The sequence below is a fragment of the Streptomyces sp. NPDC007157 genome, from assembly GCF_040634235.1.
Lineage (GTDB): Bacteria > Actinomycetota > Actinomycetes > Streptomycetales > Streptomycetaceae > Streptomyces.
In genome coordinates this window covers 40,961-67,886 of record NZ_JBEYFE010000012.1, presented here as the reverse complement: position 1 = coordinate 67,886, position 26,926 = coordinate 40,961, and the positions used below count along the sequence as shown (strand labels likewise).

Annotated in this window: 17 protein-coding genes, 1 other RNA gene and 1 pseudogene; 10 read left to right on the top strand and 9 right to left on the bottom strand. The window is 70.3% G+C overall.

Annotation, left to right across the window (positions count from 1 at the left end; genetic code table 11):
- Positions 1–22: 22 nt before the first annotated feature.
- Entirely contained in the window at positions 23–1,246 is a 1,224-nt protein-coding gene (locus ABZ642_RS22465; RefSeq protein WP_360486762.1) for a hypothetical protein, read from the bottom strand.
- A gap of 187 nt (positions 1,247–1,433) precedes the next feature.
- Between ABZ642_RS22465 and ABZ642_RS22460 the strand changes: the two genes are divergently transcribed.
- From ABZ642_RS22460 to ABZ642_RS22450, 3 genes are read left to right on the top strand one after another with little or no spacing between them, the layout of a single operon-like run.
- The gene (locus ABZ642_RS22460; RefSeq protein WP_360486759.1) at positions 1,434–2,273 is read left to right on the top strand and encodes a Nif3-like dinuclear metal center hexameric protein; all 840 of its coding nucleotides are present in this window, start codon (positions 1,434–1,436) and stop codon (positions 2,271–2,273) included.
- A complete protein-coding gene (locus ABZ642_RS22455) occupies positions 2,270–3,013 on the top strand; it encodes a C4-type zinc ribbon domain-containing protein (protein ID WP_360487315.1) in 744 nt (247 codons plus the stop codon). Before ABZ642_RS22460 ends, ABZ642_RS22455 begins: the two co-directional genes overlap by 4 nt.
- A gap of 12 nt (positions 3,014–3,025) precedes the next feature.
- Positions 3,026–4,300 (top strand): bifunctional RNase H/acid phosphatase, encoded by a 1,275-nt coding sequence (locus tag ABZ642_RS22450; protein WP_360486756.1) that lies wholly within the window; start codon positions 3,026–3,028, stop codon positions 4,298–4,300.
- On the opposite strand, the gene ABZ642_RS22445 is transcribed toward ABZ642_RS22450, so the two are convergent.
- Both ABZ642_RS22445 and yaaA read right to left on the bottom strand, forming a co-directional pair.
- On the bottom strand, positions 4,272–4,919 hold the full coding sequence (locus ABZ642_RS22445) for a bifunctional 4-hydroxy-2-oxoglutarate aldolase/2-dehydro-3-deoxy-phosphogluconate aldolase (protein WP_360486753.1): 648 nt from the start codon (positions 4,917–4,919) through the stop codon (positions 4,272–4,274). The two genes, ABZ642_RS22450 and ABZ642_RS22445, sit on opposite strands and share 29 nt — an antisense overlap.
- A gap of 128 nt (positions 4,920–5,047) precedes the next feature.
- Positions 5,048–5,830 carry a peroxide stress protein YaaA gene (yaaA, locus tag ABZ642_RS22440; protein WP_360486750.1) on the bottom strand — a complete coding sequence of 261 codons (783 nt, stop codon included), beginning with the start codon at positions 5,828–5,830 and terminating at the stop codon, positions 5,048–5,050.
- Positions 5,831–5,918: 88 nt separating this feature from the next.
- Between yaaA and ABZ642_RS22435 the strand changes: the two genes are divergently transcribed.
- A complete protein-coding gene (locus ABZ642_RS22435; RefSeq protein WP_360486747.1) occupies positions 5,919–7,355 on the top strand; it encodes an RNB domain-containing ribonuclease in 1,437 nt (478 codons plus the stop codon).
- Here ABZ642_RS22435 and ABZ642_RS22430 read toward each other — a convergent pair.
- The 3 genes from ABZ642_RS22430 to ABZ642_RS22420 are packed head-to-tail and all read right to left on the bottom strand — an operon-like array spanning position 7,246 to position 10,279.
- Positions 7,246–7,914, bottom strand: a complete 669-nt coding sequence (locus tag ABZ642_RS22430; protein ID WP_360486744.1) for a hypothetical protein — start codon at positions 7,912–7,914, stop codon at positions 7,246–7,248. The two genes, ABZ642_RS22435 and ABZ642_RS22430, sit on opposite strands and share 110 nt — an antisense overlap.
- A complete protein-coding gene (locus ABZ642_RS22425; protein ID WP_360486741.1) occupies positions 7,911–8,663 on the bottom strand; it encodes a MerR family transcriptional regulator in 753 nt (250 codons plus the stop codon). Before ABZ642_RS22425 ends, ABZ642_RS22430 begins: the two co-directional genes overlap by 4 nt.
- Positions 8,664–8,710: 47 nt before the next feature.
- Positions 8,711–10,279, bottom strand: a complete 1,569-nt coding sequence (locus ABZ642_RS22420) for an FAD-dependent monooxygenase (protein ID WP_360486738.1) — start codon at positions 10,277–10,279, stop codon at positions 8,711–8,713.
- A gap of 46 nt (positions 10,280–10,325) precedes the next feature.
- Here ABZ642_RS22420 and ABZ642_RS22415 point away from each other — a divergent pair, with 46 nt between their 5' ends.
- The 5 genes and pseudogenes from ABZ642_RS22415 to ABZ642_RS22395 all read left to right on the top strand — a co-directional run bounded on the left by ABZ642_RS22415 (position 10,326) and on the right by ABZ642_RS22395 (position 14,308).
- Entirely contained in the window at positions 10,326–10,967 is a 642-nt protein-coding gene (locus ABZ642_RS22415; protein ID WP_360486735.1) for a TetR/AcrR family transcriptional regulator, read from the top strand.
- A 36-nt stretch (positions 10,968–11,003) separates the two neighbouring features.
- A complete protein-coding gene (locus ABZ642_RS22410) occupies positions 11,004–11,834 on the top strand; it encodes an AraC family transcriptional regulator (RefSeq protein ID WP_360486732.1) in 831 nt (276 codons plus the stop codon).
- A gap of 16 nt (positions 11,835–11,850) precedes the next feature.
- A complete protein-coding gene (locus ABZ642_RS22405) occupies positions 11,851–12,852 on the top strand; it encodes a DMT family transporter (RefSeq protein ID WP_360486729.1) in 1,002 nt (333 codons plus the stop codon).
- 18 nt (positions 12,853–12,870) lie between these two features.
- Positions 12,871–13,272, top strand: an RNA gene (rnpB, locus tag ABZ642_RS22400) — RNase P RNA component class A.
- Positions 13,273–13,490: 218 nt separating this feature from the next.
- Positions 13,491–14,308 (top strand): annotated as a pseudogene (locus tag ABZ642_RS22395) (IS5 family transposase).
- Between the two features lie 8 nt (positions 14,309–14,316).
- On the opposite strand, the gene ABZ642_RS22390 reads toward ABZ642_RS22395, so the two are convergent.
- The 3 genes from ABZ642_RS22390 to ABZ642_RS22380 form a co-directional block, all read right to left on the bottom strand.
- Positions 14,317–14,688, bottom strand: a complete 372-nt coding sequence (locus ABZ642_RS22390; protein WP_360486726.1) for a hypothetical protein — start codon at positions 14,686–14,688, stop codon at positions 14,317–14,319.
- A 121-nt stretch (positions 14,689–14,809) separates the two neighbouring features.
- Positions 14,810–15,265 carry a DUF1877 family protein gene (locus tag ABZ642_RS22385; protein ID WP_360486723.1) on the bottom strand — a complete coding sequence of 152 codons (456 nt, stop codon included), beginning with the start codon at positions 15,263–15,265 and terminating at the stop codon, positions 14,810–14,812.
- A gap of 52 nt (positions 15,266–15,317) precedes the next feature.
- The gene (locus tag ABZ642_RS22380) at positions 15,318–22,355 is read right to left on the bottom strand and encodes a ricin-type beta-trefoil lectin domain protein (protein WP_360486720.1); all 7,038 of its coding nucleotides are present in this window, start codon (positions 22,353–22,355) and stop codon (positions 15,318–15,320) included.
- Between the two features lie 291 nt (positions 22,356–22,646).
- On the opposite strand from ABZ642_RS22380, the gene ABZ642_RS22375 reads away from it, so the two are divergent.
- Positions 22,647–26,156, top strand: coding sequence for a DNRLRE domain-containing protein (locus ABZ642_RS22375; protein WP_360486717.1), 3,510 nt, complete (start codon positions 22,647–22,649; stop codon positions 26,154–26,156).
- Positions 26,157–26,926 lie beyond the last annotated feature (770 nt).

Here is a 26,926-nt window from a genome sequence, read left to right as displayed (position 1 = left end):
GCTACTTCGTTACAAGCCTTCTCTACTTCGTTACGAGCCGCCCCAGCGGAGCCTGTTGCAAGGGCACCGGCCGGGCCGCGACAGGCTCCGGAGGATCCGTTTCCGCCGACTCCCCGGGCATACCCGACGCCCCGGCAGCCGTGCCGTCCCGAACCGGATCCCCCGGGCCCGCGTCCCCCGGCCCCCCGTGCTCCCCCGTCTCCCCCGAGCCCCCCGTTCCCCCCCAGGGCACCGCGATCTCCGCCACGCCGCACGGGACCTCCCCCGTGGCGTACGGCAGCCGCAGCACCCCGTCCTGCGTCCACAGCCCGGCGCCGGCCAACCACCCCTCCGGCGCCGGGAGATGGCACACCCCGCGGGCACTCGGCCGCCAGGTGCCGACCCAGCTGCCGAGCGGACCGTCCATGCGCAGCGCCACCCCGCAGCTCTCCGGCATCAGCACCAGCCCCGGCTGGATCGCGAACGGCGTCACCGTGCACTCCGCCAGCCGCAGGCTCTCCGGAAAGCGCACCGGCAGCGTGCTGCCGAGGACACCCCAGCCCAACCGTTCCTGCCCGGGGGAGGGCGCGTCCGAGCCGACCAGGATCAGCCCGCTGTCCGGGTCGGCGACCAGCAGCCGGTCGTCGCTGTCCGCCGCGATCTGCAGCAGCGGCGACACCTCGCCGCCCCGCTCCAGATCGACGACGACCGCCTTGGTCCGCCCGCCCAGCTCCCGGTCCAGGGCCAGCATCCGCCCGCCCCGGTCCAGCCAGACCCCGCCCGAACAACGCCCCGGGACCACCGCGAGCCGCTCCGGCCCGAAGGCCCCGCCCGCCACCAGCCACACGGTCGAGGAGTGTTCCCCCACGGTCAGCGCGTACGCGTCGCGGCCGCCGGGCGCGGGTGGCAGCAGCCGGAGCGACGTCCCCGCGTCCGGGCACTCCACCGCGCCCAGCGGCAGCTCACCGGTGCCGGGCCCGGTCGGATAGAGCAGGGCGAAGTGGTGCCGGTCGTCCACCAGCCGGTGGATGAGCACCCGCCCGTCGCCCATCGGCTGCACCTCCGTGCCCGGCTCCTCGGGCTGGTTGCCGGGCAGCGGTACGGCGTACGGCTCGTGGCCGTCCAGCGTCCATCGCTCCGGGTACCAGGAACCTTCCCGCTGGGCCAGCCGGGCCGCGTACGCCCCGTCCGCCGTGATGGTGCAGCCCGCTCTCGGCGCGCTGTCGTCCTCGTCCGCAGCCGAGGGTTCGATCGCACAGACCGTCATCGCTCGGTCACCTCCGGCCACGAAGCTAGTTTTCGCACGCACAGACGGGGGAGCGGCAGGCGACGGCTTCACACATACGGGTGCACACTCGACGATTCGCCTGAGGAAACGGGGACGGCTGTGCTGGGCGTTGCCTCCCGTGGCCGAGCAGGTACGGCCCCGGGGAACAGGCAGGTAGCCTTTCCCCGTGCCCCGTCTGTCAGAAGTCATCGCCGCGCTGGAGAGCCTGTGGCCCGCCGAGCGGGCCGAGTCCTGGGACGCGGTCGGCACCGTCGTGGGCGACCCCGACCAGGAGGTCACCCGGGTCCTGTTCGCCGTGGACCCGGTGCGGGACATCGTCGACGAGGCGGTGAAGCTGGGCGCCGACCTGCTGGTCACCCACCACCCCCTCTACCTGCGCGGCACGACGACGGTCGCGGCGAGCCACTTCAAGGGCCGCGTGGTGCACACCCTCATCAAGAACGACATCGCGCTGCACGTCGCCCACACCAACGCCGACACCGCCGACCCGGGCGTCTCCGACGCGCTCGCGGGCGCCCTGGACCTGCGGGTGGTACGCCCCCTCGTCCCGGACCCCACCGACCCGGAGGGCCGCCGGGGCCTGGGCCGCGTCTGCGAACTGGACCACCCGGTCACCGTCGGCGAACTCGCACGCAGGGCGGCCGAGCGCCTCCCCGCCACCGCGCAGGGCATCCGCGTCGCCGGCGACCCCGAGGCCCTCGTCCGCACGATCGCCGTCAGCGGCGGCAGCGGCGACAGCCTCTTCGACGTCGTACGCGCCGCCGGGGTGGACGCCTTCCTGACGGCGGACCTGCGCCACCACCCGGCTTCCGAAGCCGTAGCCCACAGCCCCCTCGCGCTGCTCGACGCGGCGCACTGGGCCACCGAATGGCCCTGGTGCGAGCTGGCCGCAGCCCAGCTCGACGAGATCTCCGACCGCCACGGCTGGGACCTTCGGGTACACGTCTCCAAGACGGTCACCGACCCCTGGACCAGCCACTCCCCCTCCCTTGGAGCCCCCAACTGAACGCCGCGCCCGCCGACCAGATCCGACTCCTCGACGTCCAGGCCCTGGACGTCCGCCTCCAGCAGCTGGCGCACAAGCGGAAGTCGCTGCCCGAACACGCCGAGATCGACTCGCTGACGAAGGACCTCACCCAGCTGCGCGACCTGCTGGTGGCCGCGCAGACCGAGGAGAGCGACACCGCCCGCGAGCAGACCAAGGCCGAGCAGGACGTGGACCAGGTACGCCAGCGCGCCGCCCGCGACCAGCAGCGCCTGGACTCCGGCGCGGTCACCTCCCCGAAGGACCTGGAGAACCTCCAGAAGGAGATCGTCTCCCTCGCCAAGCGCCAGGGCGACCTGGAGGACGTGGTCCTGGAGGTCATGGAGCGCCGCGAGTCCGCCCAGGAGCGGGTCGCCGAACTGACCGAGCGGACCGGCGCCGTCCAGGGCCGGATCGACGAGGCCACCGCCCGCCGCAACGCCGCCTCCGGAGAGCTCGACGCCGAGGCGGCCACGGTCACCAAGGAGCGCGGGGTCATCGCGGGCACCGTCCCCGCGGACCTGCTGAAGCTCTACGACAAGCTGCGCGAGCAGCAGGGCGGTATCGGCGCGGCCAAGCTGTACGCCCGCAGCTGCCAGGGCTGCCGCCAGGAACTCGCCATCACCGAGCTGAACGAGATCCGCTCGGCCGCGCCTGACACGGTCGTGCGCTGCGAGAACTGCCGCCGCATCCTGGTCCGCACGGCCGAGTCCGGCCTGTAGTAAGGGGCTGACGTGGCAAGGGAGTTCATCGTCGAGGCGGACGGCGGGTCGCGGGGCAACCCGGGACCGGCCGGCTACGGCGCGGTGGTCATCGACGCGGCGACCGGCGAGACGCTGGCGGAGGCGGCCGAGTACCTCGGCGTCGTCACCAACAACGTCGCCGAGTACCGCGGCCTCCTGGCGGGCCTGCGCGCGGCGCACGACCTCGACCCGGCCGCCGTCGTCCACGTCCGCATGGACTCCAAGCTGGTCGTCGAGCAGATGACGGGCCGCTGGAAGATCAAACACCCCGACATGAAGCCCCTGGCGACAGAGGCGGGACGGGTGTTCCCGGCGGACCGGGTGACCTACGAGTGGATCCCGAGAGCCGAGAACAAGCACGCCGACCGCCTGGCGAACGAGGCGATGGACGCGGGCAAGCGGGGCGAACAGTGGTCGGCCGCGGGGTCTACGGCGGAGCTCGACGTTCGATCCGCGGCGACTGCAGCGCCCCGCAAGGGGCGCGGGGCTGAGACATTTGCGGCTCCGCCGCGTGGGCGCGACCAGCCCCCACTCACCGCCACTGTGACGACTGCCGACGCACCCGCCCCCGACACCCGCGCCGCACGCAATGTCGCGACGGCACCTCAGCCAACCTCCGGCTGGGCGTCGCCAGACATGGGCGCCCCGGCCACCTTCGTCCTCCTCCGCCACGGCGAGACCCCCCTCACCCCCCAGAAACGCTTCTCCGGCAGCGGCGGCACCGACCCCGCCCTCTCCGACGTCGGCCTGGAACAGGCGCGCCGCGCCGCCGACGCCCTCGCCCGCCGCGGCACGATCGAGGCGATCCTCGCCTCCCCCCTCACCCGCACCCGGCAGACCGCCGGAGCCGTCGCCGAGCGCCTCGGCCTCGACGTCACCGTCGAGGAGGGGCTCAAGGAGACGGACTTCGGCGCCTGGGAGGGCCTCACCTTCGGCGAGGTCCGCGAGCGTTACCCGGACGACCTGAACGCCTGGCTCGCCGACCCGGAGGCCCACCCCACCGGCGGCGGCGAGAGCTTCGCCGAGACGGCGACCCGCATCGCGGCCACCCGGGACAAGCTGGTCGCGGCCTACGCGGGCCGCACGGTCCTGCTGGTCACGCACGTCACGCCGATCAAGACGTTCGTGCGGCTCGCCCTCGGCGCCCCGGCCAAGTCCCTGTTCCGCATGGAACTGTCGGCCGCCTCGCTGTCGGCGGTGGCGTACTACGCGGACGGAAACGCGAGCGTACGGCTCTTCAACGACACGTCCCACCTGCGTCCCTGAGGCCCGCCGCGGCCCGCGCCAGCGACTCGACGCGGGCCCAGTCCCGGGCGGCCACGGCGTCCGCCGGGAGCATCCAAGTGCCGCCCACGCAGCCGACGTTGGGCAGGGCGAGGTACTCCGGGGCGTTCTCCGCGCCGATCCCTCCGGTCGGGCAGAAGCGGGCCTGCGGAAGCGGACCCGCGAGGGACTTCAGGTAGGCCGTGCCGCCGGCGGCCTGCGCCGGGAAGAACTTCATCTCCCGCACCCCGCGTTCGAGCAGCGTCACCACCTCGGATGCGGTCGACACGCCCGGCAGGAACGGCACCCCGGACGCGGCCATCGCCCCCAGCAGCCCGTCCGTCCACCCCGGGCTGACGAGAAAGCGTGCCCCGGCCGCCACGCACTCCGTGACCTGGGCGGGCGTCAGTACGGTCCCCGCCCCGACCACCGCGTCCGGCACCGCCGCGGCGATCGCACGGATCGCGTCGAGCGCCGCCGGGGTCCGCAGGGTCACCTCGATCGCGGGCAACCCCCCGGCGACCAGCGCCCGCGCCAGCGGTACGGCGTCGCCGGCGTCCTCGATCACGACGACGGGGACGACGGGGGCGAGGTCCAGCACGGAGGTGGGCATGGCCGACATCCTGCCGGGGTGATGCGCACCGCGCAAAGCTCGTTGCGCATGCTGCAATACGCGGCGATATCTGATTGAACCTCGTCAAAGAACCTGGTCCAAGAACCTGGCCGAAGAAGCTACTCAAAGAGCCTCGTCTAATGAACCTCGTCCACCAGCACGTCCAGCGCCCACCCCTGCCCCGCCTTCCCCGGCGCCGCGGCCTCCACCTCGTACCCCAGGTCCCGCAACGCCTCCACCAGCTCACCCGGACCGCTCGGCGCGATCCCGGCGGTCAGCAGACTCCGTACGATCCGCCCCTTCGTCGCCTTGTTGAAGTGGCTCACCACCTTCCGCGTCGGCGCGTGCAGCACCCGCACGGTCGCCGTCCGCGAGGCCACCTCCCCCTTCGGCTTCCACGCCGCCGCGTACGCCGCCGACCGCAGATCCAGCACCAGCCCGGCCCCGGCCGCCTCCGGCAGCACCTCCGCCATCGGCTTGCGCCAGTGCGCCCCCAGCGCCCCGAGCCCGGGCAGCTTCACGCCCATCGAGCAGCGGTAGGAGGGGATCCGGTCCGTCACCCGGACCGCGCCCCACAGCCCCGAGAACACCAGCAGCGACCGCGCCGCCCGCCGCTTCGCCGCCGCGTCCAGGGAGGCCAGGCCGAGGGCGTCGTACAGCACCCCCGTGTAGATCTCCCCGGCCGGCCGTGCCCCCGCCGTCCGCAGCTCCGCGTTCTTGGCGACCTCGCCGCGCAGCCCCTCGCTCAGCCCGAGGACCTCGCGCGCCTTCTCCTCGTCACCGGCGCACAGGTCGACCAGTTCGGCGAGCACGGCCTCGCGGGCGTCCGCGAGCCCCGGCAGGGACAGCGAGTGCGGCTTCAGCGGGGCACCACGGCCCGAGGACGCCTTGCCTTCCGAGGGCGGCAGCAGGACCAGCACACGTACTCCTCTTGACCATCAGGTTCTTCATCGACGCTTCGCGCCAGCGTAGAGCGCCGGACCGGCACGATGTGACTACGCTCGTCGTATGCCCAGCCGCCACATACGCGTCAAGGGCGCCCCCGAGGCTCCCCTCCGGGCCGCGCTCGCCGTGCTCCGGGACGACCTCGGCATCCCGGACGGCTTCCGGCCCGAGGTGCTCGCGGAGGCCGAGAGCGCCGCCAGGTACCCGGCCGTGCCCGCCCACGACGCGACCGACCTCCCCTTCCTCACCATCGACCCGCCCACCGCCCAGGACCTCGACCAGGCGATGCACCTCTCCCGGCGCCGCGGCGGCTACCGCGTCCGGTACGCCATCGCCGACGTCGCCGCCTTCGTCGTACCCGGCGGCGACCTGGACTCCGAGGCACACCACCGTGTGAACACGCTCTACTTCCCCGACGAGCGGGTCCCGCTGCACCCCGCCGTGCTCAGCGAGGGCGCGGCCAGCCTGCTCCCCGGCCAGGCCTGCCCGGCCGTCCTGTGGACCATCGACCTGGACGAGGAGGGACGGACCCTGACAGCCGACGTCCGCCGGTCCCTCGTCCGCAGCCGGGCCAAGCTGGACTACGCCGGCGTGCAGCGGCACATCGACGCGGGGACCGCCGAAGAACCCCTCGCCCTGCTCAAGGAGATCGGCGAGGCGCGCGAACGCCTCGAGGTGGAGCGCGGCGGCATCTCGCTCAACGTGCCCGAGCAGGAGATCGTCGAGTACGACCACACCTACCGGCTCAGCTACCGCGCCCCGCTGCCCGCCGAGTCCTGGAACGCCCAGATCTCCCTGCTCACCGGCATGGCCGCCGCCGATCTGATGCTGGCCCACGGCACCGGCGTCCTGCGCACCCTGCCCACCGCCCCCGACGGCGCCGTCGCGCGGCTGCGCCGTACCGCCACCGCCCTGCACATCGACTGGCCGCACCATGTCTCGTACGCCGCGCTGATCCGCTCCCTGAACCCGCGCCGCCCCCGCCACGCGGCCTTCCTCCAGGAGTGCACCACGCTGCTGCGCGGCGCCGGCTACACGGTCTTCCGGGACGGCGTGCTCCCCGCGATCAGCACCCACGCGGCCGTGGCCGCCCCCTACGCGCACTGCACCGCGCCGCTGCGCCGCCTGGCCGACCGCTACGCCTCCGAGCTGTGCCTGGCGGCGGCGGCCGGCGAGGACCCGCCCGACTGGGTGCTGTCGGTGCTGGACCTGCTCCCCAAGGAGATGGCCGAGGGCGCCCGGCGCGCGGGCACCGTGGAGCGCGAGTGCGTCGACATCGTCGAGGCGGCCCTGCTCAAGGACCGTGTCGGGGAGGTCTTCGACGGGTGCGTGGTGGAGGTCGAGGCGCGTCAGCCGACCGTGGGGAAGGTGCTGTTGCAGCAGCCCGCCGTCATAGGCCGGATCGAGGGCGGCGCGCCTCTTCCGCTGGGCGAGCGGTTGCCGGTGCGGCTGACCCAGGCCGATCCGGGGACGGCGAAAGTACGGTTCGCGCCCGCGTGAGCTGCCGTGCCGCCGTGAGCTGTCGTACGAGACCGGTGGCGTCGTCGGCGTGGAACCGCACGACGCTCACCTCGCGGCGGCGGCCCAGCACCGTGAAGTGGGTGAGGGGCGCGGCCAGTTCGAGGGTGACCGAGGTCTGGGAACCGATCGGCACGTCGAGTCGGCCTTCGGCGTTCCGGTCGTGCTGGTAACGCGTCTCGCGCCGCACGGACTTGATCGCGTCCAGCGGGACGCGCAGGTCGAGCCGGACACCGTTGCGGACGTGCAGCGCGTCCGGGGTCAGCAGGTGCGGGTGGACCACGGAGGCCGCGTGCAGGCCGACGACGAAGAGGACCGTGTAGACGTCCAGGACGAGGACGACGAGGTGCACGGTCGGCCAGTTGCGCAGCAGCACCGACAGGCCGGCCGTCTCGATCACGCACACGAACGCCAGCCCGGACATCATGGCGCCCTGGCCCCGGGCGTACCCGAAGCGCTCCCCGGTCCCCTTCGTGCGCCGGGCGGCCCACAGCACCAGACTCGCCAGCAGCCGCACCTCGTGCCGGAGCACGGCCTTCACGGCCGTTCTCCGCTGATGATGTCCAGCGCCCGGCGGATCGCGGCGGCCTGCGCCGGGGCGAGGTCGGCGTAGAGGGCGCGCAGGAAGCTGTCCTCGTGGTCGACGGCGCCGCCGGGGAAGACCTCGCGCGGGATGCACTCGGCGAGGACCCCGGCGGCCTCGGCCACCCGGGGGTCGCCGAGATCCGCGTCGGCGAGCGCGTCGAGCAGGGCATAGGCCTCGTTGGCCCGGGCCGTAGCCTGTGGCGACCCGGCGATGGCACCGGCGAGGGACAGCAGCCGTTCCCGTGCCGCCGGGTCCGCCACCGTGTCCATCAGGGCGAACACCTCACGGTCCCGGGCGGCCATCGGGGAACCGGCCAGCCGCGGAGCCGTCTCGGCGAACAGCGCGGCCAGTTCGGGCGAGACCGGCCCCTCGGCGGGCAGTTCACCCGCGTCCAGCAGGGCCCGCAACCGCTGCCGCCGCTCCCGGATCCCCGCCTCCTGCCGGGCCAGGTCCTCGTCGAGTTCGGTGAGCACCTCGACGAGGTCCTTGCCGGCGTCGTCCGCGAGCACGTCCCGCACCTCGGCGAGCCCGAGCCCCAGCTCGGTCAGCCGCCGGATCCGGGCGAGGACCACGGCGTGCCGGAGGGTGTAGTCCCGATAGCCGTTGGAGAGGCGCTCGGGCTCGGGCAGCAGGCCCAGGTGGTGGTAGTGCCGCACCGTGCGCGTGGTGACGCCGACGGTGGCGGCGAGTTCTCCGATCCGCATGACACCAGTACAGACGTTGACGTCGCGGCAGGGTCAAACGACGGGCGTCACGCGCCGACGAACCAGCGGGCCAGGGTGTCGTCGAGGCCGTCTCCCTGGTCGTTCCCGTCCGCCCCGTCCGCGGCCCAGGCCACGAACCCGTCGGGCCGCACGAGGAGACCGGTCAGCTCCGGCCGCCCCGGGCAGGCCGCGCCGACGACGTCCACCCGGTCGCCGTACTCCTCCGCCCGGGCGCGCAGCTTCGGGTCGTCGGCGAGGTCGAACAGGACCGCCCGGCCGCCGTGCAGCCGGTCGCCGAGCCGGGTGCCGTCGGAGAACTCCAGGTCAGGGGCGCTCTGCCCGGTCAGCGGGTGCTCGCCGGGCAGGGCGTACCGCTGCCAGACACCGGAGATCTGCTTGACGAGGTACGTCGTCCCGTCCCGTGTCAGCGCGAGATCGGTGACCACCCGGCGCAGGGCGCGGGCGTGCCGGTCGGGCCGCATCACGGCGATCTGGGCGCGGGTCCAGTCCAGCACCCAGGCGCCGACCGGATGCCGTTCGCCGGTGTAGCTGTCGAGCAGGGACTCCGGGGCCCGCCCCCGCGCCACGGCGGCGAGCTTCCAGCCGAGGTTCATGGCGTCGCCGAGCCCGAGGTTGAGTCCCTGCCCGCCGAACGGCGAGTGCACGTGCGCCGCGTCCCCGGCGAGCAGCACCCGGCCCTTGCGGTAGGTGTCGGCCTGCCGGGCGTTGTCGGTGAACCGGGTCGAGGAGTGCACCTCGTGGATGGTCACCTCCGGCACCCCCGACACCCGGCGCAGGGCGGCCTGGAGCTCCTCGGCGGTGATCGGCGCGGAACGGTCGGCGGGCGGCCCGTCGAACTCGACGGTGAGGATCCGGCCGGGGAAGGGCCCGTTGACGTACGTCCCGACGTCCGTGGTGTTCCAGCCCTTCCCCAGCCGCTCACCCCCACTCATCTCGACGACCGCCTGATAGCCGGTGATCTCCGGTTCGGTACCGGGGAAGTCGATCCCGGCGAGCTTGCGGACGGTGCTCCGCCCGCCGTCGCACCCGACGAGCCAGCCGGCCCGAACCGTCTCGGAGGTGCCCAGCCGTACGGTGACCCCGTCCTCGCCGGCGTCGAAGCCGGTCAGCTCCACGCCCCGGCGGACGTCGACGCCGAGTCGCTCGGCGCGGGCGGCCAGGATCCGCTCCAGGTCGGCCTGCGGCACACCGAGGCCGACCCGGTCGGCGGGGCCGATGTCGGCGAACGCCGGGTCGGAGCCGTCGAACAGGTCACCGCGCATCATGATCCCGGCGAAGTGCCCGGCGAACTTCGGGGGAGTCCGCGACGCGTCGGCACCGCGGTCCCCGAGGAAGGCCTGCAACCGCCACCGGTTCCTCTCCCAGGCTTCCGAGAGCTCGGGCAGCATGCCCCGCCGGTAGAGGGCCACCGCGCCGGCCGTGTTGATGCCGCCCGCCTTGATGGTCACGTCCACCTCGGCCAGCCGTTCCACGACCAGCACGCTCGCCCCGCCGAGCCGCAGCTCCCCGGCGAGAAAGAGCCCGACGGGGCCGCCGCCGGCCACCACCACGTCGTACATGTCCATGTTCTTGCGCTCTGTTGTCGTCGTAGTCATGGCTTTACTGTAGTCACTAAAAGTTTCGAGCGGCTATAGTTTTCTTGTGATCGATGAGAACAGGCCAGGGGAGTCCCTGCGGGAGCGCAAGAAGCGGGAGACGCGCCAGCGGATCTCGAACGTCGCGACGGTGATGTTCCGGGAACACGGCTTCGACCAGGTGACGGTCGCCGAGGTCGCGCGGGCGGCGAGCGTCTCGGCGATGACCGTCTTCAACTACTTCCCGCGCAAGGAGGACCTGTTCCTCGACCGCATCCCGGAGGCCGTCCAGGCCTTCTCCGGGGCGGTACGGGACCGCACCCCCGGCGAGCCCCCGCTCACGGCGCTGCGCCGCCTCGCCTTCCGGTTCATCGACGCGGGGCACCCGCTGGGCGGCGTGGGGGAGGGCTTCGAGGGCTTCTGGCCGGTCGTGGCCGCCTCGCCGGCGCTGCTGGCGCGCGCCCGCGAGGGGGCCGAGGAGGTGGAGCGGGCCCTGGCCGGAGCGCTCACCGAGGCCGGACAGGCCGACCCGGAGCTGCTGGCGGCCGTGACGGTCGCCGCGTACCGCTCGGTGTGTGTCACCTCCGTGCGGCGCCAGCTGGCGGGCGAGCCGTTCCCGGAGATCGCGCGGGACCACCGGGAGCGGATGGGGGCGGCGTTCGACGCGCTGGAGCGGATGGAGCGGGCGGGGCATGAAACCGGCACCTGAGCGCGTTGCAGATGTCGGCTATAGGGGGTGCCGAAGGTGGCAGAACAAGCACGGTGGACGAGGGCTCGGCTGGGCCGCTGCGGGCCGCCGCTCGACCTGCTGACGGCGCAGTTCGAACGCCACATCTATGCCCCGCACGCGCACGCGGAGTTCACGATCGGGGTGTGCGTCGGCGGCTCCGAGGTGATCGACTACCGGGGCGGCCGCGTCTACAACGGTCCCGGCTCGATCGTCGTCCTGGCGCCGGGCGAGATGCACACGGGACGCCCGGCCACGCCGACCGACGGCTACGCCTACCGCGCCCTGTACGCGGACTCGTCCCTGTTGGCGGAGGGCACCCTGGGCGCCGGCACACCGCACTTCCGCGAACCGGTGCTGGACGACCCGGAACTGGCCGCCGCCTTGCGCCAGACCCACGCCGACCTGGCCGTCTGCCCCGACCCGCTGGAAGCGGAATCCCGCCTCCCGTGGCTGCTGACGGCCCTGTCCCACCGCCACTCCACGGCCCGCCCGGCGGCGGACCAGGTCCCCGGGTCGCAGCACATATCCCACCTCGTCCGGGACAGACTCGCCGACGAACTCACCGCCCCACCCTCACTCGCCGACCTTGCGGCCGACCTGGGCCTGTCCCGCTACCAGCTCCTCAGGGCCTTCCGTACGACGATGGGCGTCCCGCCGTACGCCTGGCTGGCGCAGTACCGGGTGACCCGGGCCCGCGCCCTGCTGGACTCGGGCCTGCGCCCGGCGGAGGTCGCGACCCTGGTGGGCTTCGCGGACCAGGCCCACCTCACCCGCTGGTTCCGCCGGGTGCTGGGCGTGACCCCCGCCGCCTACCGCAACAGCGTTCAAGACGCGGGACGCTCCTGACAGCGATGCTTGCCGCATGACTGCACGAGGCTGGTTCCTCTTCTCCCTCATGGGAGTGATCTGGGGCATCCCCTATCTGATGATCAAGGTGGCGGTGGACGAGGTGTCCCCGTCGATGGTGGTGTTCGCGCGTTGCGCGGTGGGCGCCCTGCTCCTCCTTCCCCTGGCGATCCGCCAGGGCGGCCTGTGGCTGACGATCCGCACCCACTGGCGCCCGATGCTGGCCTTCGCGTGCATAGAGATCATGGGCCCCTGGTTCACGCTCACGGACGCCGAACGCCACCTGTCCAGCTCCACGGCGGGCCTGCTGATAGCGGGCGTACCGATCGTGGGCGTGGTCGCGGCTCGCTACTTCGGCGACACGGAACACCTGGGAGGACGACGGGTGGCGGGCCTCCTGATCGGCCTGGCCGGCGTAGGAGTGTTGACGGTCCCCCACCTGACCGGCGGCGACGCCCGCTCCCTGGGCGAGGTCCTGCTGACGGTGATCGGCTACGCGACGGCGCCCCTGATAGCGGCCCGCCGCCTGAAGGACGTCCCGACACTGCAGCTCATAGCCCCCTGCCTGACCCTGGCCACCCTGGTCTACGCCCCCGCGGCGGCGGCCACCTGGCCCACCTCGATGCCCTCCTCCGGCGCCCTCCTCTCCCTCCTGGCCCTGGGCGTCCTGTGCACCGCGGTGGCCTTCGTGGCGTTCCTGGAACTGATCAAGGAGATAGGCCCGACCCGCTCGACGGTGATCACGTACGTCAACCCGGCGGTGGCGGTGGCGGCGGGCGCGTTGTTCCTCAACGAGAGCTTCACCGCGACGATCGCGGTCTCCTTCGCGCTGATCCTGGCGGGGTCGGTGCTGGCGACGATGGCCTCGGCACCGAAGGTGCAGGCAGACCCGGTGTTGGGGGCCTCGGCACCGAAGGCGCCGACAGCCCCGGTGCCAGGCCGTCCCGCCCGTCAGTGGCTCCGCCGCGGACCGGCCCCGGCCCCCCGGCCGGAACGAGACGAGGCTGGCGCCCGGTAGCATGGTCCACACGGCAGACGAGCCGGGCGGACGGCCGCGTGAAGTCCCCTCAGGGGGCTTCCCGAGGAACGTCCGGGCTCCACAGGGCAGGGTGGTGGCTAACGGCCACCCGAGGCGACTCGCGGGACAGTGCCACAGAAAGCAAACCGCCGGGGACCTCGGTCCTCGGTAAGGGTGAAACGGTGGTGTAAGAGACCACCAGTGCCCAGGGTGACCTGGGCAGCTAGGTAAACCCCACCCGGAGCAAGGTCAAAAGGAAGCACCCCGGTGCTTCTGCGGGGACGTTCGAGGGCTGCCCGCCCGAGCCCCCGGGTAGACCGCACGAGGCCGGTGGCAACACCGGCCCTAGATGGATGGCCGTCACCCCGGCACCCGCGAGGGACCGGGGAACAGAACCCGGCGTACAGCCCGACTCGTCTGCCGCCACCTGCGGCTTTGCCTGGGAAAGGGCCTCTCATCTGGGACGGAGGTCCTTTCCGGTCTTTCGGGGGCTTGCTGCGTTACGCGGCGGAAGGTCCCTCGGAAGTCCCTCGGACAGGGCTGAAAGTCCCTGAAAAGTCCCTGGGGGCTACCGGCCCCGTCAAATGAGATGGCCTCTAAGACCGTGTCCTACGTGGTGAGGCGGACGTTGACCCGGTATGGGGCGGGGAAGGTGGAGCTGGATCGTGCCGGACGGGCTGTGGGAGATCGCGAAGCCGCTGATCCCGCCCGCGAGAGTGCGGCCGCAGGGCGGCGGAACACAGGACACGCCTGATGAGACGCTGTTCGCGGCCATCATCTACGTCCTGGTCAGTGGCTGCGCCTGGCGCCATCTGCCGCCCTGCTTCGGCATATCGAAGTCGACGGCTCACCGCCGCTTCCTGATCTGGTCAAGGGCGGGTGTCTGGGGCCGCCTCCACGAGGCCGTGCTGCACCGGCTTGACGACGCCGGCCTCATCGATGTCACCCGCGTCGTCCTGGACACCGCCCACGTCCGCGCTAAAAAAGGGGCGAACACACAGGTCCGAGCCCCGTGGACCGGGGTAAGCCGGGTTCCAAGATGCACGTCCTGTCGGACGCGAACGGACTGCCCCTCCTCGTGGGCGTCTCGGCGGGTAACACCCACGACAGCGAAGGGCTGAAGCCCATGGTCGAGGGTCACCAAACGAGACACGACCCTGATCGCCGCCGGTACTTCAAGCCCCAGCGCCTGCACGCGGACAAAGCCTACGACCGCGCTGATCTGCGGAAATGGTTACGTGGCAAGCGCATCGGAGTGCGAATCGCGCGCAGGGGCATCGAGTCCAGCGAGCGATTGGGCCGCCGCAGGTGGGTGATCGAGCGCACGATGTCATGGCTGTCGGGCTACCGTCGGCTCAGCCCCCGCTAGGAACGCAATCCTCGCAACTACCTGGCCTTTCTCGGGCTTGCTGCCGCCCTCTGCTGCTACAAGCGACTCGTCCGCCTCACCACGTAGGACACGGTCTAAGACGGCTTGCAGCTTGCCTTGGTGGCCAGCAAAGCGACGAAGCCACGCTTGGCTTGCTGGGCCGAATAGTCGCGAACGCGGAGAGTCCAGCCTGCCTTGGTGAGCGTTACCCGCCGCATCCCCTTCACCTGGGTGCGGCGCTCGTCACCCCAGCCGTCGTCGTGAAGGCTCTTGACTGTGGCGTCCACGGGGTCGGGTCCATTCTGGGACAACGGCTGCAACAGGTAACCGACGACGCAGCCCTGCTCGTCCCTGGTGGGCTCATCCAACAAGGACAGGCCACTGGCGCGGACGGCGGTCTTCAGATTCTGCTCGATGTCGTGTGCCTTCGCGGCCGGGTCCGCGGCCTCGGTCGTGGACGTACCCAAGGCCGTGGATCCACCCGAGGAAGCAGGTGTCGTGCCACAGCCGGTGAGCAGGGTCAGCAGTACGCCCGTGGCGCTTGCGACGGCCGCAGCCCTTACCGGCCATGGCCCGGGGCGGCGGGTCTCAGCCCTGGACGAGTTTCGCAACGCCTTCACCTGCCTGATCGGCTGCGGTGTAGAGGTCACGGACTTTCTTCAGGTAACGGCCGAGGATTTCCAGATAGCCGTCCGGGATATCACCGTGGCGAAACGTCCTCGCGATCTCGTCGGCGTGCTCGGCGACGGACTGTTCGGCGTCGATGGCGACCAGGAAACGGGCTGCGACCGCCACCTCGTCCGGCGGAAGGTAGAAGCAGGCGGTACCGAGGTCATCGTCACCGAGGAGATCGCCCATGGTGATGGGAAGTTCGCTGATCTCCTCGGGCCCCTGAGCCAGCAGGATCTGCTCCAGGACTTCCCACTCGCGGCCGAGAAAGCACTCGCTCTCCACGCCGCTGCGTTCACCCGAGAATCCGGATACGACATGTCGGAATCCCTTGTCCGCATCCGCAGCGGAAATCCTTCGAAGCGTCATATCCATCGCCAACTACTCCGATCCACAGGTCTCAGGGGAGCCTCAGTGTACCGTCGGCTCACGGGATGATAGGAAGCGGCATCGGGAAGCCACCTCCGACCGGACTCTTGGGCGTCCAGGGGTTGTTGGACCAGTCATGGTTCGTGATGTTCTCATGCCACCAGTTCTGGGTTTTCTCCCACCACGAATCCTCTTTCTCCTGCTCCTGCCCCTGGACTTGCGGCTCGGGCAGGGTGATTCGTTTGATCTCCCTGGTTTTGTAGGCGATCACCCCCTTGCTCCGCGTGGACGGGTATGACTCGACCCATTCATTCTTCTTGAAGTTGTTGATGCCCGCCTGGGGCGGTATGTCGAATCCGACCTTGGCTTTCAGCTGCCCCATACCCATGTCGTTGAGCTGTTTCTGAAGGTATTTGACCTTGTCCGTCACTTCCTTTCCGCCCTTGCGTTCCGCTTCTCCGCCGCCGTGCTTCACATCCCAGACGTAAACGCTGTCATCGGTCCAGTACAGAAGGTCGGCCCAGCCGTCCTCCTTTCCGGGATGCTCGCTCGACCCACCCTTGATCCAGTTCTCGGAGTCGCGGATCTTCGCGGTCTGCTGCAGGTCGACCGTCACGACGCCGCCGCCGTGCGGCTGGGTCATCACCAACCATGACTTGGCCATCAGAATCGTGGTGTCGTGAGCAAGGGTGTATTTCTCGCGGACCTTCTTGAAAGCCTCGGCCCGTGCCTTGCGCTTTCTCTCCTCGTCCTCTCGCTTCTTCCGCTCCTGCTGCCGCTCGAACTCCATCCGGTCCGGGTCGTACAGCCCGGTCGGGTCGCTCTGCGTCGTGGGGTTGTTGTGGCTGTAGGCGTAGCCGTTGATCTGGAGCGGATCGGCCGCGTCGATGACCGGGTCGGCGGACAGGAAGCGCCCGGCGGAGGGGTCGTACTCGCGCGCGCCCAGGTGCGTGAGGGCGGTACTGGTGTCGTCGATGCCACTGCCGAGATACGAACGGCTGTTTGGCCAGCTTGTCGGCTTGGCGCCGCGGACTTCTCCGTAGGGCTTGAAGAAGCGTCGCGTGTAAGGCTGTCCGCTGGTCTCGTCCACCGACATGGTGGCCGTGCCGAGCGGATCACTGAGCAGAACGCTGAGCTTGTGACCCGTGGTGCTGCCGTACTTGGCGGAGCGGACCACCGACGGCGCGCCCTTGTGGGCGTACGTGCGGGTGGCCTGGACGGCGTTGCCCTTGATGTCCGCGGAGACCTCGGTCTCGCCGAGGTAGAGCACGCTGCCGGCGGCGGAGTGCTGGAGGATGCGGTTGCCCTCGGCGTCATAGACGTACGACGTGTGATCTGCAGGGGTCCACCGCTGACCAGCGGTGCCGTTACAGGTGTACAGCTGCAGGTCGGTGCCGTCGGCGTCGTTGGCACCGGGTACGTCGACGCACTTGCCGGAGGCCGGGTTGTACAGGCTCTGGTCCGAGGCGCGGACGGTGAACTTCTGGGCGGCGCTGCCGTCACAGGTGGCAAGCAGGATCTTGGTGCCGTTGGCGGTGCCGTTGGCGCCGGCGCATTTGCCCATCACGCGCAGGGTGTCGCCGGTCGGCTTCCATTGCTGCGCGGCGCTGTTGTTGCAGCGGTAGAGCTGAATCGCACTGCCGTCGACGGTGGTGCCGCCGGCGTTGTCGAGGCACTTGCCGGACAGGCCGACGACCGCGCCCGCGCCGTCACCGAAGCCGGTGACGTCGGTGACCTTGTTCTCGCTGTTCCAGAGGAGGCTCTGACTGCCGCCGGTCAAGGACCGGGTCGTGGTGTTGCCCGTGGCGTCGTTGACGTAGGTGAGATCGGCGCCGGTGGCCGGGTCGGTCTCGGTGAGGGTGTGCGGTTGGGTCAGCTTCGGAGCGCTGGTGCCGTTGCCGGTCACCAGGGTGCCGTAGGAGTATTGACTGGTCTCGTCCAGCGCTGAGTTGGCAGGGTTGTGCTCGGTCAGCGAGGCGCGGTTGCCGATGGTGTCGAAAGTGAACGACTGCCAGTAGGCGGTGGTACCGGTTGTGACGGTGCCGGCGGCCGGGGCCGCGCCCGCCAGCGACGCGGAGATGTCGATGCTGTTCCCGGCGGAGTCGGTGGCGGCGGCCTCGGCGATCGGGCCGGCGGAGGTCTGCCCGTCCTCGCGGTAACCCCAGACCGTGCCGGAGGCGGACTTGCAGCCCGTGCCGGCGGTGCCGACGGCATTGCCGGAGGTCCAGGCGTGGACCAGTTCACCCAGGTTGTCGTAGGTGAAGCACTGGTTGTCCCAGGCGGAGGTCGCTCCGTCGGTGAGCTTGCGCGCTGTGGAGGTGACGTTTCCGGCACGGTCGTACGAGTAGTAGCTGTCCGCCAGGCGGTGGGAGTCCGCCGTCTCCCGGTCCCACACCGTGCGCTGCAGGCGCCCGGTGTGTTCGTCGATGAAGTTGGTGGTCCACACCCGGTAGGGCTGGGGGCCGCTGACGGTCCGGAGGGGTTCACCGTACGGGGAGTAGGTGACGTCGCTGGTGTACCAGCTCAGGCCGGACGTCGACACGGGGAGATCGTCGGTGTCGTAGCGGGTGACGACCTTCTCCTGGCCCAGTCCGCCGACCGCGGGCAGCGTGACGCTCAGTGGCTTGCCGCCGGGCGCGTAGGTGTAGCTGTACTTGTAGGTGCCGGACAGGCCTGCCGTGCTCGCGTTCGCCGGGATGACGATCTCGCGTCCCGTGGGCCGGTATTCGGTGTCGTAACCGGTGACGCGGTTGATGTAGTCGCCGGTGGCGTCGTGGCGGATGGAGGCGGCCGGCTGGCCCAGGGCGCCGGCCGGGTCGTAGGTGAACTCCTTGACAGGGGCGGCGTCCGGAGCACCCTCGCGGGTGGCGGTGACGCGCCCGATCTCGTCATAGGAGGTGTAGACGGTCTTCAGCAGGGAGTCGGTGACACTGACCGTGCGGTCCAGGTCGTCGTAGCCGAAGGTCGAGGAGCCGGTGTCCGGGTCGGTGGACTCGGTCAGGCGGCCGCGAGCATCGTAGGTGGACGTCCACAGGTTTCCGGCCGCGTCCTTGATCCTGGTGCGGTTGCCGCGGGCGTCATAGCTGTACTCGGTGTTGCGCCAGTGGCTCTGGCCGACATTGGTGAAGTGCTGAATGAGGTAGACCCGGCCGCGCGCGTCGGTCCACGACTTGACCGCCGGGGTGGCGCCGCCGGCCGGGCGCCTGAATGTCCAGTTGTCACCGTAGGTGATGCCGTCCGAGTACACGGCCTTGCCGCTGTGGACCGTGGTCGTCTTGACCGGGCGCTCCAGACCGTCGTAGAAGGTCCTGGTGAGGCTGGGAACCGTGGAGTCGCTCGCCCGCTTGAACTGCGCGGCCACCGGGTCGCCCTTGGCGAGGTAGCTTCCGGTCTGCTCGCGGACCAGGCCATGGTCGTCGTAGCGGGTGTCGGTGATGATCCGGCCGGGACCGTGCGCTTCGCTCTGGGTCTGGATCGGACGCATCAGGCCGTCGTAGATGGTGACCTGCTTGGCGTACTCGCCGTTGTCCTTCAGGCTCTTGACGGTCACCGCTGTCGGCTTGGTCACCGTGGCCGTGGCGGTCGCCATCTGGTAGCTGATCACCACGTCGGGGGTCTGGTCACCGGACGAACGCGCGGCGGTCCAGCCCTTCACCAGGCGGCCCAGGGCATCGTACTCATTGCGGACGACCCGGCCGTTGGGGTCGGTGACGGTGAGGGTCAGGCCGCGCCCGGGATCGATGGTGCTGACCGAGGAGTGGCCCTTGGCGTTGATGGTCTTGATGGCGGTGACCGGTCCCCCCGCGTCACCGGGGGTGTACTGGGTCTCGGTGGTCTTCTTGAGCGCGTCCGTCACCTTCCGGACCCGGCCGAGCGGGTCGTAGGTGGTGCCGGTGACCACCGAATAGGAGGTGCCGGCGCCGTCGACCGACGCGGAACTGGTGGCAAGACCCCTGGTCGGGGTCGCGCCCCACGCACCGTCGTCGTAGCTCACCCGGGTGGCCTCGATCAGCTGGGTCGCCGGATCGGCCTGGTCGTAGTCCGCACACGACGTGGCGGTCTTGCGGACCTGCTTGGGCAGAGCGATGAGGTGGACCGACTCATTGGCGACGTAGTCGGTCTTCGCACAGGTGTAGTCGCTGAGCGTCTCACCGCCGCCGCTCTTCGGTTTGACGACCTCGGTCTGCACCTGGACCGGCAGGCCGTAGTCGGATTCGACCTCGGTCTCCGTGCGCACCGCCTGCCAACTGGAATCGACCGTCTGGATGTCGTCGGTGCGCTTGATGCCCGTGCGCTGGGCGAGCAGCGGCGACAGGTCGCCGTCCCGGTCACGGGAGGCGGTCTGCTTCGACCAGGGGAAGTTCAGAGTGCGCTTGAGGACACGGCCGCCCGTGCCGTCGTAGGAGATCGCCTCGGCGATCATGCCCGCGTACTGGGGTGCGTCGTCGGCGACGAGGGTGACCTCGCCCTTGGAGTCCTTGACCGCGCCGCCCGCGCCCCGGAAGTAGCGCTTGACGGAGAACGACTGGGTCTGGGCCACACCGACGCCGGCGCTGTTCTTGGCGCCCTTGACCGTGGTGACCTGCTGGTAGCCGCGCCAGACGCTGTAGGTGCGCAGGGAAGGCTTGGAGAACTCGTCGTCGTCCTTGCCCCAGGCCGCGCCGGAGTAGGTGTACTTGCTGGTGAGGCGGTCCGATACGCCGGTGATCTTGTCGGTCTCGGTGACGGAGTGCACGACGTACTTGTCGAACCAGGCCAGAGCCGGCTTCTCCAGGTCGCCGTCCGGGGACCAGCGCACCGGATAGCAGGTGCCCTGGTTGCTCTCCGGCGCGACGGAGGGCTCGGTTCTGCAACCGCCCGTGTAGACGACCTCGAGATCACCGCCGTGCTCCGTGGACACGGTGCCGATCCGCGGGCGGGTGAAGCCGGGGCGGGCATCGCCCTTGTAACGGGGCACGAGGTTGGGCAGTTGCTGGTCCTTCAGGTAACTGCCGAGCGGATCGTCCTTGTCCACGACATAGGGGCCGAAGCTGACACCGGACGCCGTCAGCGTGGTGCCGGTGCTGTCACCGGGCGCGTAGCCGGTGCGGGTGATGGAGTTCAGCCAGAGCCCGGGGGAGGTGTTGTACCAGTCGCGGGGAAAGGACTGATGAAGGGTGTACGTGTCCACCTTGGCGAGCCCGGTGACGCCGGGGCGGGCGCCATAGGTGGTCACGGACGCCAGGCGCATCTGGGTCCAGAACGACGGAAAGGCCGGGCAGAGCTTGGAGCCGGACTTGCAGTTGAGGTTGCCCGGGCTGTCCCACCAGGGGCGGTAGGAGGCGGGGTTCTTGGTGTCGTCGAACTTGTCGGCCACGCAGGAGCCGTCGGTCTCCAGGCAGCGCTGCTCGGCGGTGAAGACGACTTTCGCCGAGGGTTTGGTGAGGTCGGTGGTGCGCAGCCCGTACTCGATGCCGGTGGGGTAGCCGCCGCGTACGTACGACACGGGGTTCTTGAACTTCTTGTTGGGCGCGTAGTAGTTGGTCTCCGGATGCCAGTTGACGACCATCGCGTTGCCGTGGACGTCGACGACCTTGTCCAGCCCCCACTGCCAGGCCTGGGTGCAGCGGGAGTCGGCGAAGGCGTCCTTGTGGCAGGGCTCGCCGGAGTGGTTGCCGTAGACGGGGACGGTGAAGACGGAGCCGGTGTCGGCATGACCGCCCCCGACCTTGTTCAGACCGTAGGAATACTGGGTGCCGTCATTGGTGGTGACGATCCAGTACTCGCCGTTGTCGTCACCGTTGTCCGCGCCGGTCCGGTGCTCGACCCTGGTGCCGTCGTCCTGCTCCGGCCGGTAGATCTCGGAGCTGCCCACGCGCACCAGTTCGGTGGTCTTGCCGCCGAGCGTCATCACGGCGTTGTACGAGACCCAGCACAGGTCCGAGGTCTTGTACTTCTTCTCCTTGTTGTTGGCCGGTCCGGCGCCGGTGTCCTCACGGTCGTCCTTGCAGGTGCGGTAACGGCGCTCGATGTGGCCCGGGTCGTAGTCCCAGCCCTCTCCGATCCAGGAGGCCTGCGGGGACGTGGTCGCCGTCTTGCCGTCCACCGTCTGCGAGTTGTAGTCGAACGAGATGTCGGGCTTGGGACCGGCCGGGGTGGGCGGCACCTGCAGGGGGTACGACCAGGTGAAGGCGCCCGACGAACCACCGGCGCTCCACTTGCCGTCAGCGGCGAGCGGTGTCGCCTTGAACGTGCCGGCCGGACCCGAACCCGAATCCACCGCACCGATCACCGCCTTGTCACCGGTGGCCGCCGCCGGTTGGGCGTACGACGCCTGGACGATCCCCGAAGACGTGGCGGCACTGGCCGTCGAGGCCGAGGGGACCGTGCCGTCGGCAGCGGTGTCGACGGTGGCGGTGACGGTCTTGGAGTCGGGGTCGTTGACCGTCTCCAGCTCCGTGTAGGCCTGGCACTCCTCCAGGTCGGGCGTGGCGGAGTAGCACTCGGGGAACTGTACGAACTGCAGACGGGAGGCCCAGTCGGCGCCGTAGAGGTTCTCGTACGTCTTGTAGCTGAGCTGGACCGAGATCGGCACCGAGCCGGTGGAGGGCGCCGTCACGGTGACCACCGCGCCGTCGACGCCGTCGGACCCGGCCGCCGTGCGGGCGGACACGGTCACTTGCCAGGTGCCGGTCGGTGCGGGGGCGTCCGGGGCCTTGCCGAGCTTGACGGGGAGGGCGCCGGCGGGTGCGTAGTCCGCCGGGGTCACGGTGGTGGTGCCACCCGAGGCGGCCGTCTGGGTGGAGCCGCCGAAGGAGACGGGGGCGGTGCCGGAGACGGCCGGGGTGGTGGTGCCGGCCGGGGCCTCGTCCTGGTTTTCGGGGGTGTCGACCGCGATGCTGTCGAGCTTGGCATCGCGGGTCGAGCCACTGACCATCTGCTCGACAGGCAACTGCTCCAACGTGACGTCCTCGCGCGGCACTTCGGCGCTACCCGGGTCCGGGGGCGCGGCCATGGCCTCGGTCGGCAGCAACGCCATCGCCAGCGCGAGGCCTACGGCCGGGAGCAGAGCGGAGCGGCGGCCGCGCCGACGGCGCGCGGACGTGAAGAAAGGCACAGCAGACCCCCCGGACGGCATGAGGCAGCCGCCTGGGCAGGCAGGGCTGCGCACAGGTGATGCCACGTCAAGAACAGCCTGATTCTGTGGTGATGATGTGATGAAGACCAGAGTTCCCTGTGAGTTAGTGGTGATCATCACGCCGCGTAGCAGTCAAGTACGTCCAAAATCGGACCCAATGGCGCCCCAACGGATCCCAATGGATCGGTCACGGAAAACTGACGCGTGACGGCAACCGCTCCTTCGGACATGATCTGGTCCCGTTGTCCGAGGGGGAGAGGGAACGCGCGCATGACGAGCACAAGGCCGAGCAGATGGCGCCGTATGTCCGGTCGTCGGGTCACCGCGGCGGCCGTCGTAGCCGCCGTCGCGGCCTCCGGTCTGACATACGCCGCGCTGAACGGCAGCGGCGACGGGGACCGGCCGCACACCGGGACGCAGGCCCGTCACAGCGCACCTCTGAGCGAGGCCGACGCGGCGGCGAAGGCCGCCCGGACCGGAAAGCCGGTCGAGGTCACCGGGTTGCGCACGGCCTACGAGACCACGTGGGCACGGCCGGACGGGCTGCTGCAGCGCCGGATCCACTCGACGCCGATCCGGGCCGAGGTCGACGGGACGTGGCGGGCGATCGACACGTCCCTCACCCACACCGCGGACGGCTGGTCTCCCAGGGCCACGAATGTGCGGATGGCCTTCTCGGCGGGTACGCGCGTAGGCACCCGGTCGGACGACGAGCGGGCCGATCGCGGCGCGGGCGCACGCAGGGTGCCGTTGCTTGCGCAGGCGGACGCCACGACTTCCAACGCGCTGGTGACACTTGGCACGGGTGGCCACGACATCGTCCTGACCTGGCCCGGCGCCATACCGACGCCCGTCATCGACGGCTCCCGCGCGCTCTACCCCGAGATCCTGCCGGGCGCGGACCTGGTACTGACGGCGGACGACGGCGGCTTCGCGCAGTTGCTGGTGGTCAAGACCCGTCAGGCTGCCGCCGATCCTCGCGTGACGCAGCTCTCGTACGGCCTGTCCTCCCCCGATCTGAGCTTCTCGCTGGACCCGACGACCGGCATCGTCAGCGCCGACGACGCGGACGGCGATGAGGTGGCGGTCTCCCCCACCCCGCTGATGTGGGACAACTCCGGCACCCCGGCGCTCACCGACGGCCAGGCGGGCAGCAGCGCCTCGCCCACCGCGTCCGAGAGCCTGTCCTCGGACGTCACCGGCGCGCCGGACGACTCGGAGTCGCCCACGGACGCCTCGCCCGAGCCCAGTGACAGTGTCAACGATGGTGACGAGGCGGACACCGACAACGAGACACTGTCCGACGCGACCGACGAGGCCCCCGACCCCTCGGCCACCGAGAGCGAAGCGGCCCAGCCCTCCGTACCGGCCGAGGCGTCCCCGGACCCCACCCACAGCGGCGCGGCGGCGACACTCGACCTGCCGTCGCTGGCGGGGCCGCAGCCCGACTCGCGTGGCACGATCGTCGAGGCCGACCTGAGCGGCTCGACCTGGACCCTGACACCGGACCAGGACTTCCTCACCGATCCGGACACCGTCTACCCGGTCTTCATCGACCCGTCGGTGAGCAAGCACACCAACGACTGGACGACGGCGTACAACCGCTACCCGAAGGCGAACTTCTACAACGGGCGGAACTTCAACAAGGGGACGCACGAGGCGCGCGTCGGCTTCGAGTCCGACACCTGGGGCACCGGCCGCTCGTTCTTCAGCATCGACTGGAACCCGGACCTGAAGGGCGCATCCGTCATCAGCGCCAAGCTGCACGCCCTGGAGACCTACGCCTGGTCGTGCAGCGCCCGCACCATGAACGTGTATCTGACCGGGCCGATCAGCAACAAGACGAACTGGAACAACGCCCCCAAGATGACGGCCGGCAACAAGCTCGCGAGCAAGAGCTTCGCGCACGGCTACAAGTCCGGCACCTGCCCGGACGACTACGAGGCCTTCGACGTCAAGTCCGCCGCGCAGAAAGCCGTCACGGGCGGCTGGGACACCCTGACCATCGGCATGCGAGCCGGCGACGAGAACTCCGCGTACAGCTGGAAGAAGTTCCAGGCCGACGGCGGCAACGACCCGTACGTCGAACTGGTCTACAATCGCCCGCCCGCCGCACCCTCGCACCTGGACCTCGACCCCGACCTGTCCTGCGACACCAGCTCGCCGTACATCAATGTCGGCGCCTCCTCGATCACCTTCTGGGCGAACTCCAGCGACAAGGACTCCAACCTGGCCTCCGTGCGCTTCGAGTTGTGGCCGACGGGCGGCAGCGGAAACCTGCTGGGTGCCAAGGGCAAGGTGTCGGTGGGCAGCCAGACCGGCTCCGCCCGGGTGCACACCGACGCGTTCTCCACCAGCGGGCTCAAGAACGGCGTCAAGTACTCGTGGCGGGCGAAGTCCGTCGACAAACGGGGTACCTCCTCCGGCTACACGCCCAAGAAGATCCCGTGCCGCTTTGTCTTCGACAGCTCCAGGCCCACCCCGCCCGTGGTCACCTCGACGCAGTTCCCCGACGCGGACGCCTCGGACGACGGCTTCAAGAACGGCGTCGAGGACTCCAAGTGGAGCACCGTCAAGTTCGGCACGGCCGGCTCCTTCACCTTCAAGGCCTCGCAGACCGATGTCGTGAAGTACGAGTACGGCTTCAACGCCGCCACCTACACCGGTTCCTCCACCAGGACGAACGGCGCGGCCACCTCCACCCTGACAACCTGGTCCAGCGCCAAGCCTCCGCTCGCGGGGCCCAATGTGCTGTACGTACGTGCCGTTGACGACGCGGGGAACGTGTCCGACCCGCGGAAGTACTTCTTCTACGTCACCCCGCGCGACGACGCCGACGCACCCGGCGACTTCACCGGCGACAAGCTCCCCGACCTGATGGTCGTGGACGCGAACGGCAACCTGCGGATGTACCCGGGGCGCGCCACGACCGACCTGTCCAAGGGCACCGGCACGCTCGGGTACTCCATGTCCGGCGCCTACCGCGAGAACCCTGCCAAGGACCCCAACGGCGGGGACGACGACGTGCCCCTGTACGTGGCACCGCCGTCGGGCTACTGGAAGAACACCCTGATCGCGCACATAGGCGACGTCTACGGCGGCGACGGCCTCCAGGACCTCATCGCCGTACGCGAGGGCAGACTCTGGGTCTATCCCGGCGACGGCTACGGTGCGGTCGACATCGGCAGGCGACAGGAGATCCTGCTTCCGTCGGGCGCGCCCGATCCGGCGACCATCACCCAGATCGTCTCGGCCGGCGACGCGACGGGAGACGGCAAGCCCGACTTCTTCCTGACCGCGAAGGCCAGCGCCACCGCGGAGACCCTGTGGGCCCTCACCGGATACAACGGAGCCACCGTCGAGGCCGCCACGGCGCTGAACGTCGGAACCGCCTGGGCCGATCGTGACCTCGTCACCCTTCAGGACATCACCGGAGACGGCGTCACCGACATGATCTACCGGACCGACACCAGCGGCCGTCTCCTGCTGCGTACCGGGATCAAGGACACGACGACCGGCGGGGTCAGCCTCGACTCGCTGTCCCTGGCGACGAGTTCGGCCAACGGCGCCGACGACTCCTACGGTTCCTCGGGCTGGGGCCCCGGCGACATCCGGTTCCTGTTCGGCACGCCCGACGCGAACGGCGACGGCATCCCGGACATCTGGACGCTGCGGGTGGACGGAACCGTCCGCTTCTACGCGGGCAGCCGTACGGCACTCGGCGGGTCCGGTACCGAGATCATCGGCAGCGGCTGGCAGAACAAGCTGGCCGTCGGCTGAGAACCTGTCGGGTGGCTGGTTCAAGGCTGCGACGAGGCGCTCGGCGGGCGAGGAGCAGGCGGTCTTGCGGCAGTCATCGTGGCTCCGACGCAATGCCTGCGCCGGGCGATCGAGTGACAGCCAGCTCACCGCTACCTTGCGATCATGGCTTCCAAGGTAGCGGTGAGCCGTTCGCCGAAGCGGTCAGACGGCGGATCCGGGCCAGTCGGCCGGACATCCGCCGTGAACCGATGTCCGACGCGATCCCCGCCCGGTGAAGCAGCGTGCCGACAAAGGAAGGGGCGTTCACCGAAAGCCCGGGCCGAGCCGCGAGCACGGCCTTCCCGTCTTGCGTCACACGTACGCCTCGGTGGTGCTCGAAGCTGGTGGGTCGATCGTCTCTCGCGAAGCGGCTGGGGCACTCTGGTCCGGCTTCACGCTCCGGACGTACACGCACTTCATGCCGCAGGCCGGCGCGCGGGGACTGTCCGCGATCGAGGCGTGGTCTGCGGACCTCGGCTGAAAGTCCTTGAGAGGTCCCAGAGGTCAAAGAGTGGTCGTTCCCTGAGCGGAACTGAACCTCTGCGTACAGCCCGACTCGTCTGCCGCCGTTTATGGGAATGGCCTCTGATCTGGGAGGGGAACTCTTTCCGACTTTCGGCGGCTTGCCGTCCTGGGCGACCCCCAATCCCTCGGAAGAGCTTCGGGTAGCCCTTAACCTCCCTGAGACAGGCCCCAAGAGCGAAGGGATAGATGAACGCCCTTGTATCGCTCCATCTCGGGCCTCGTCT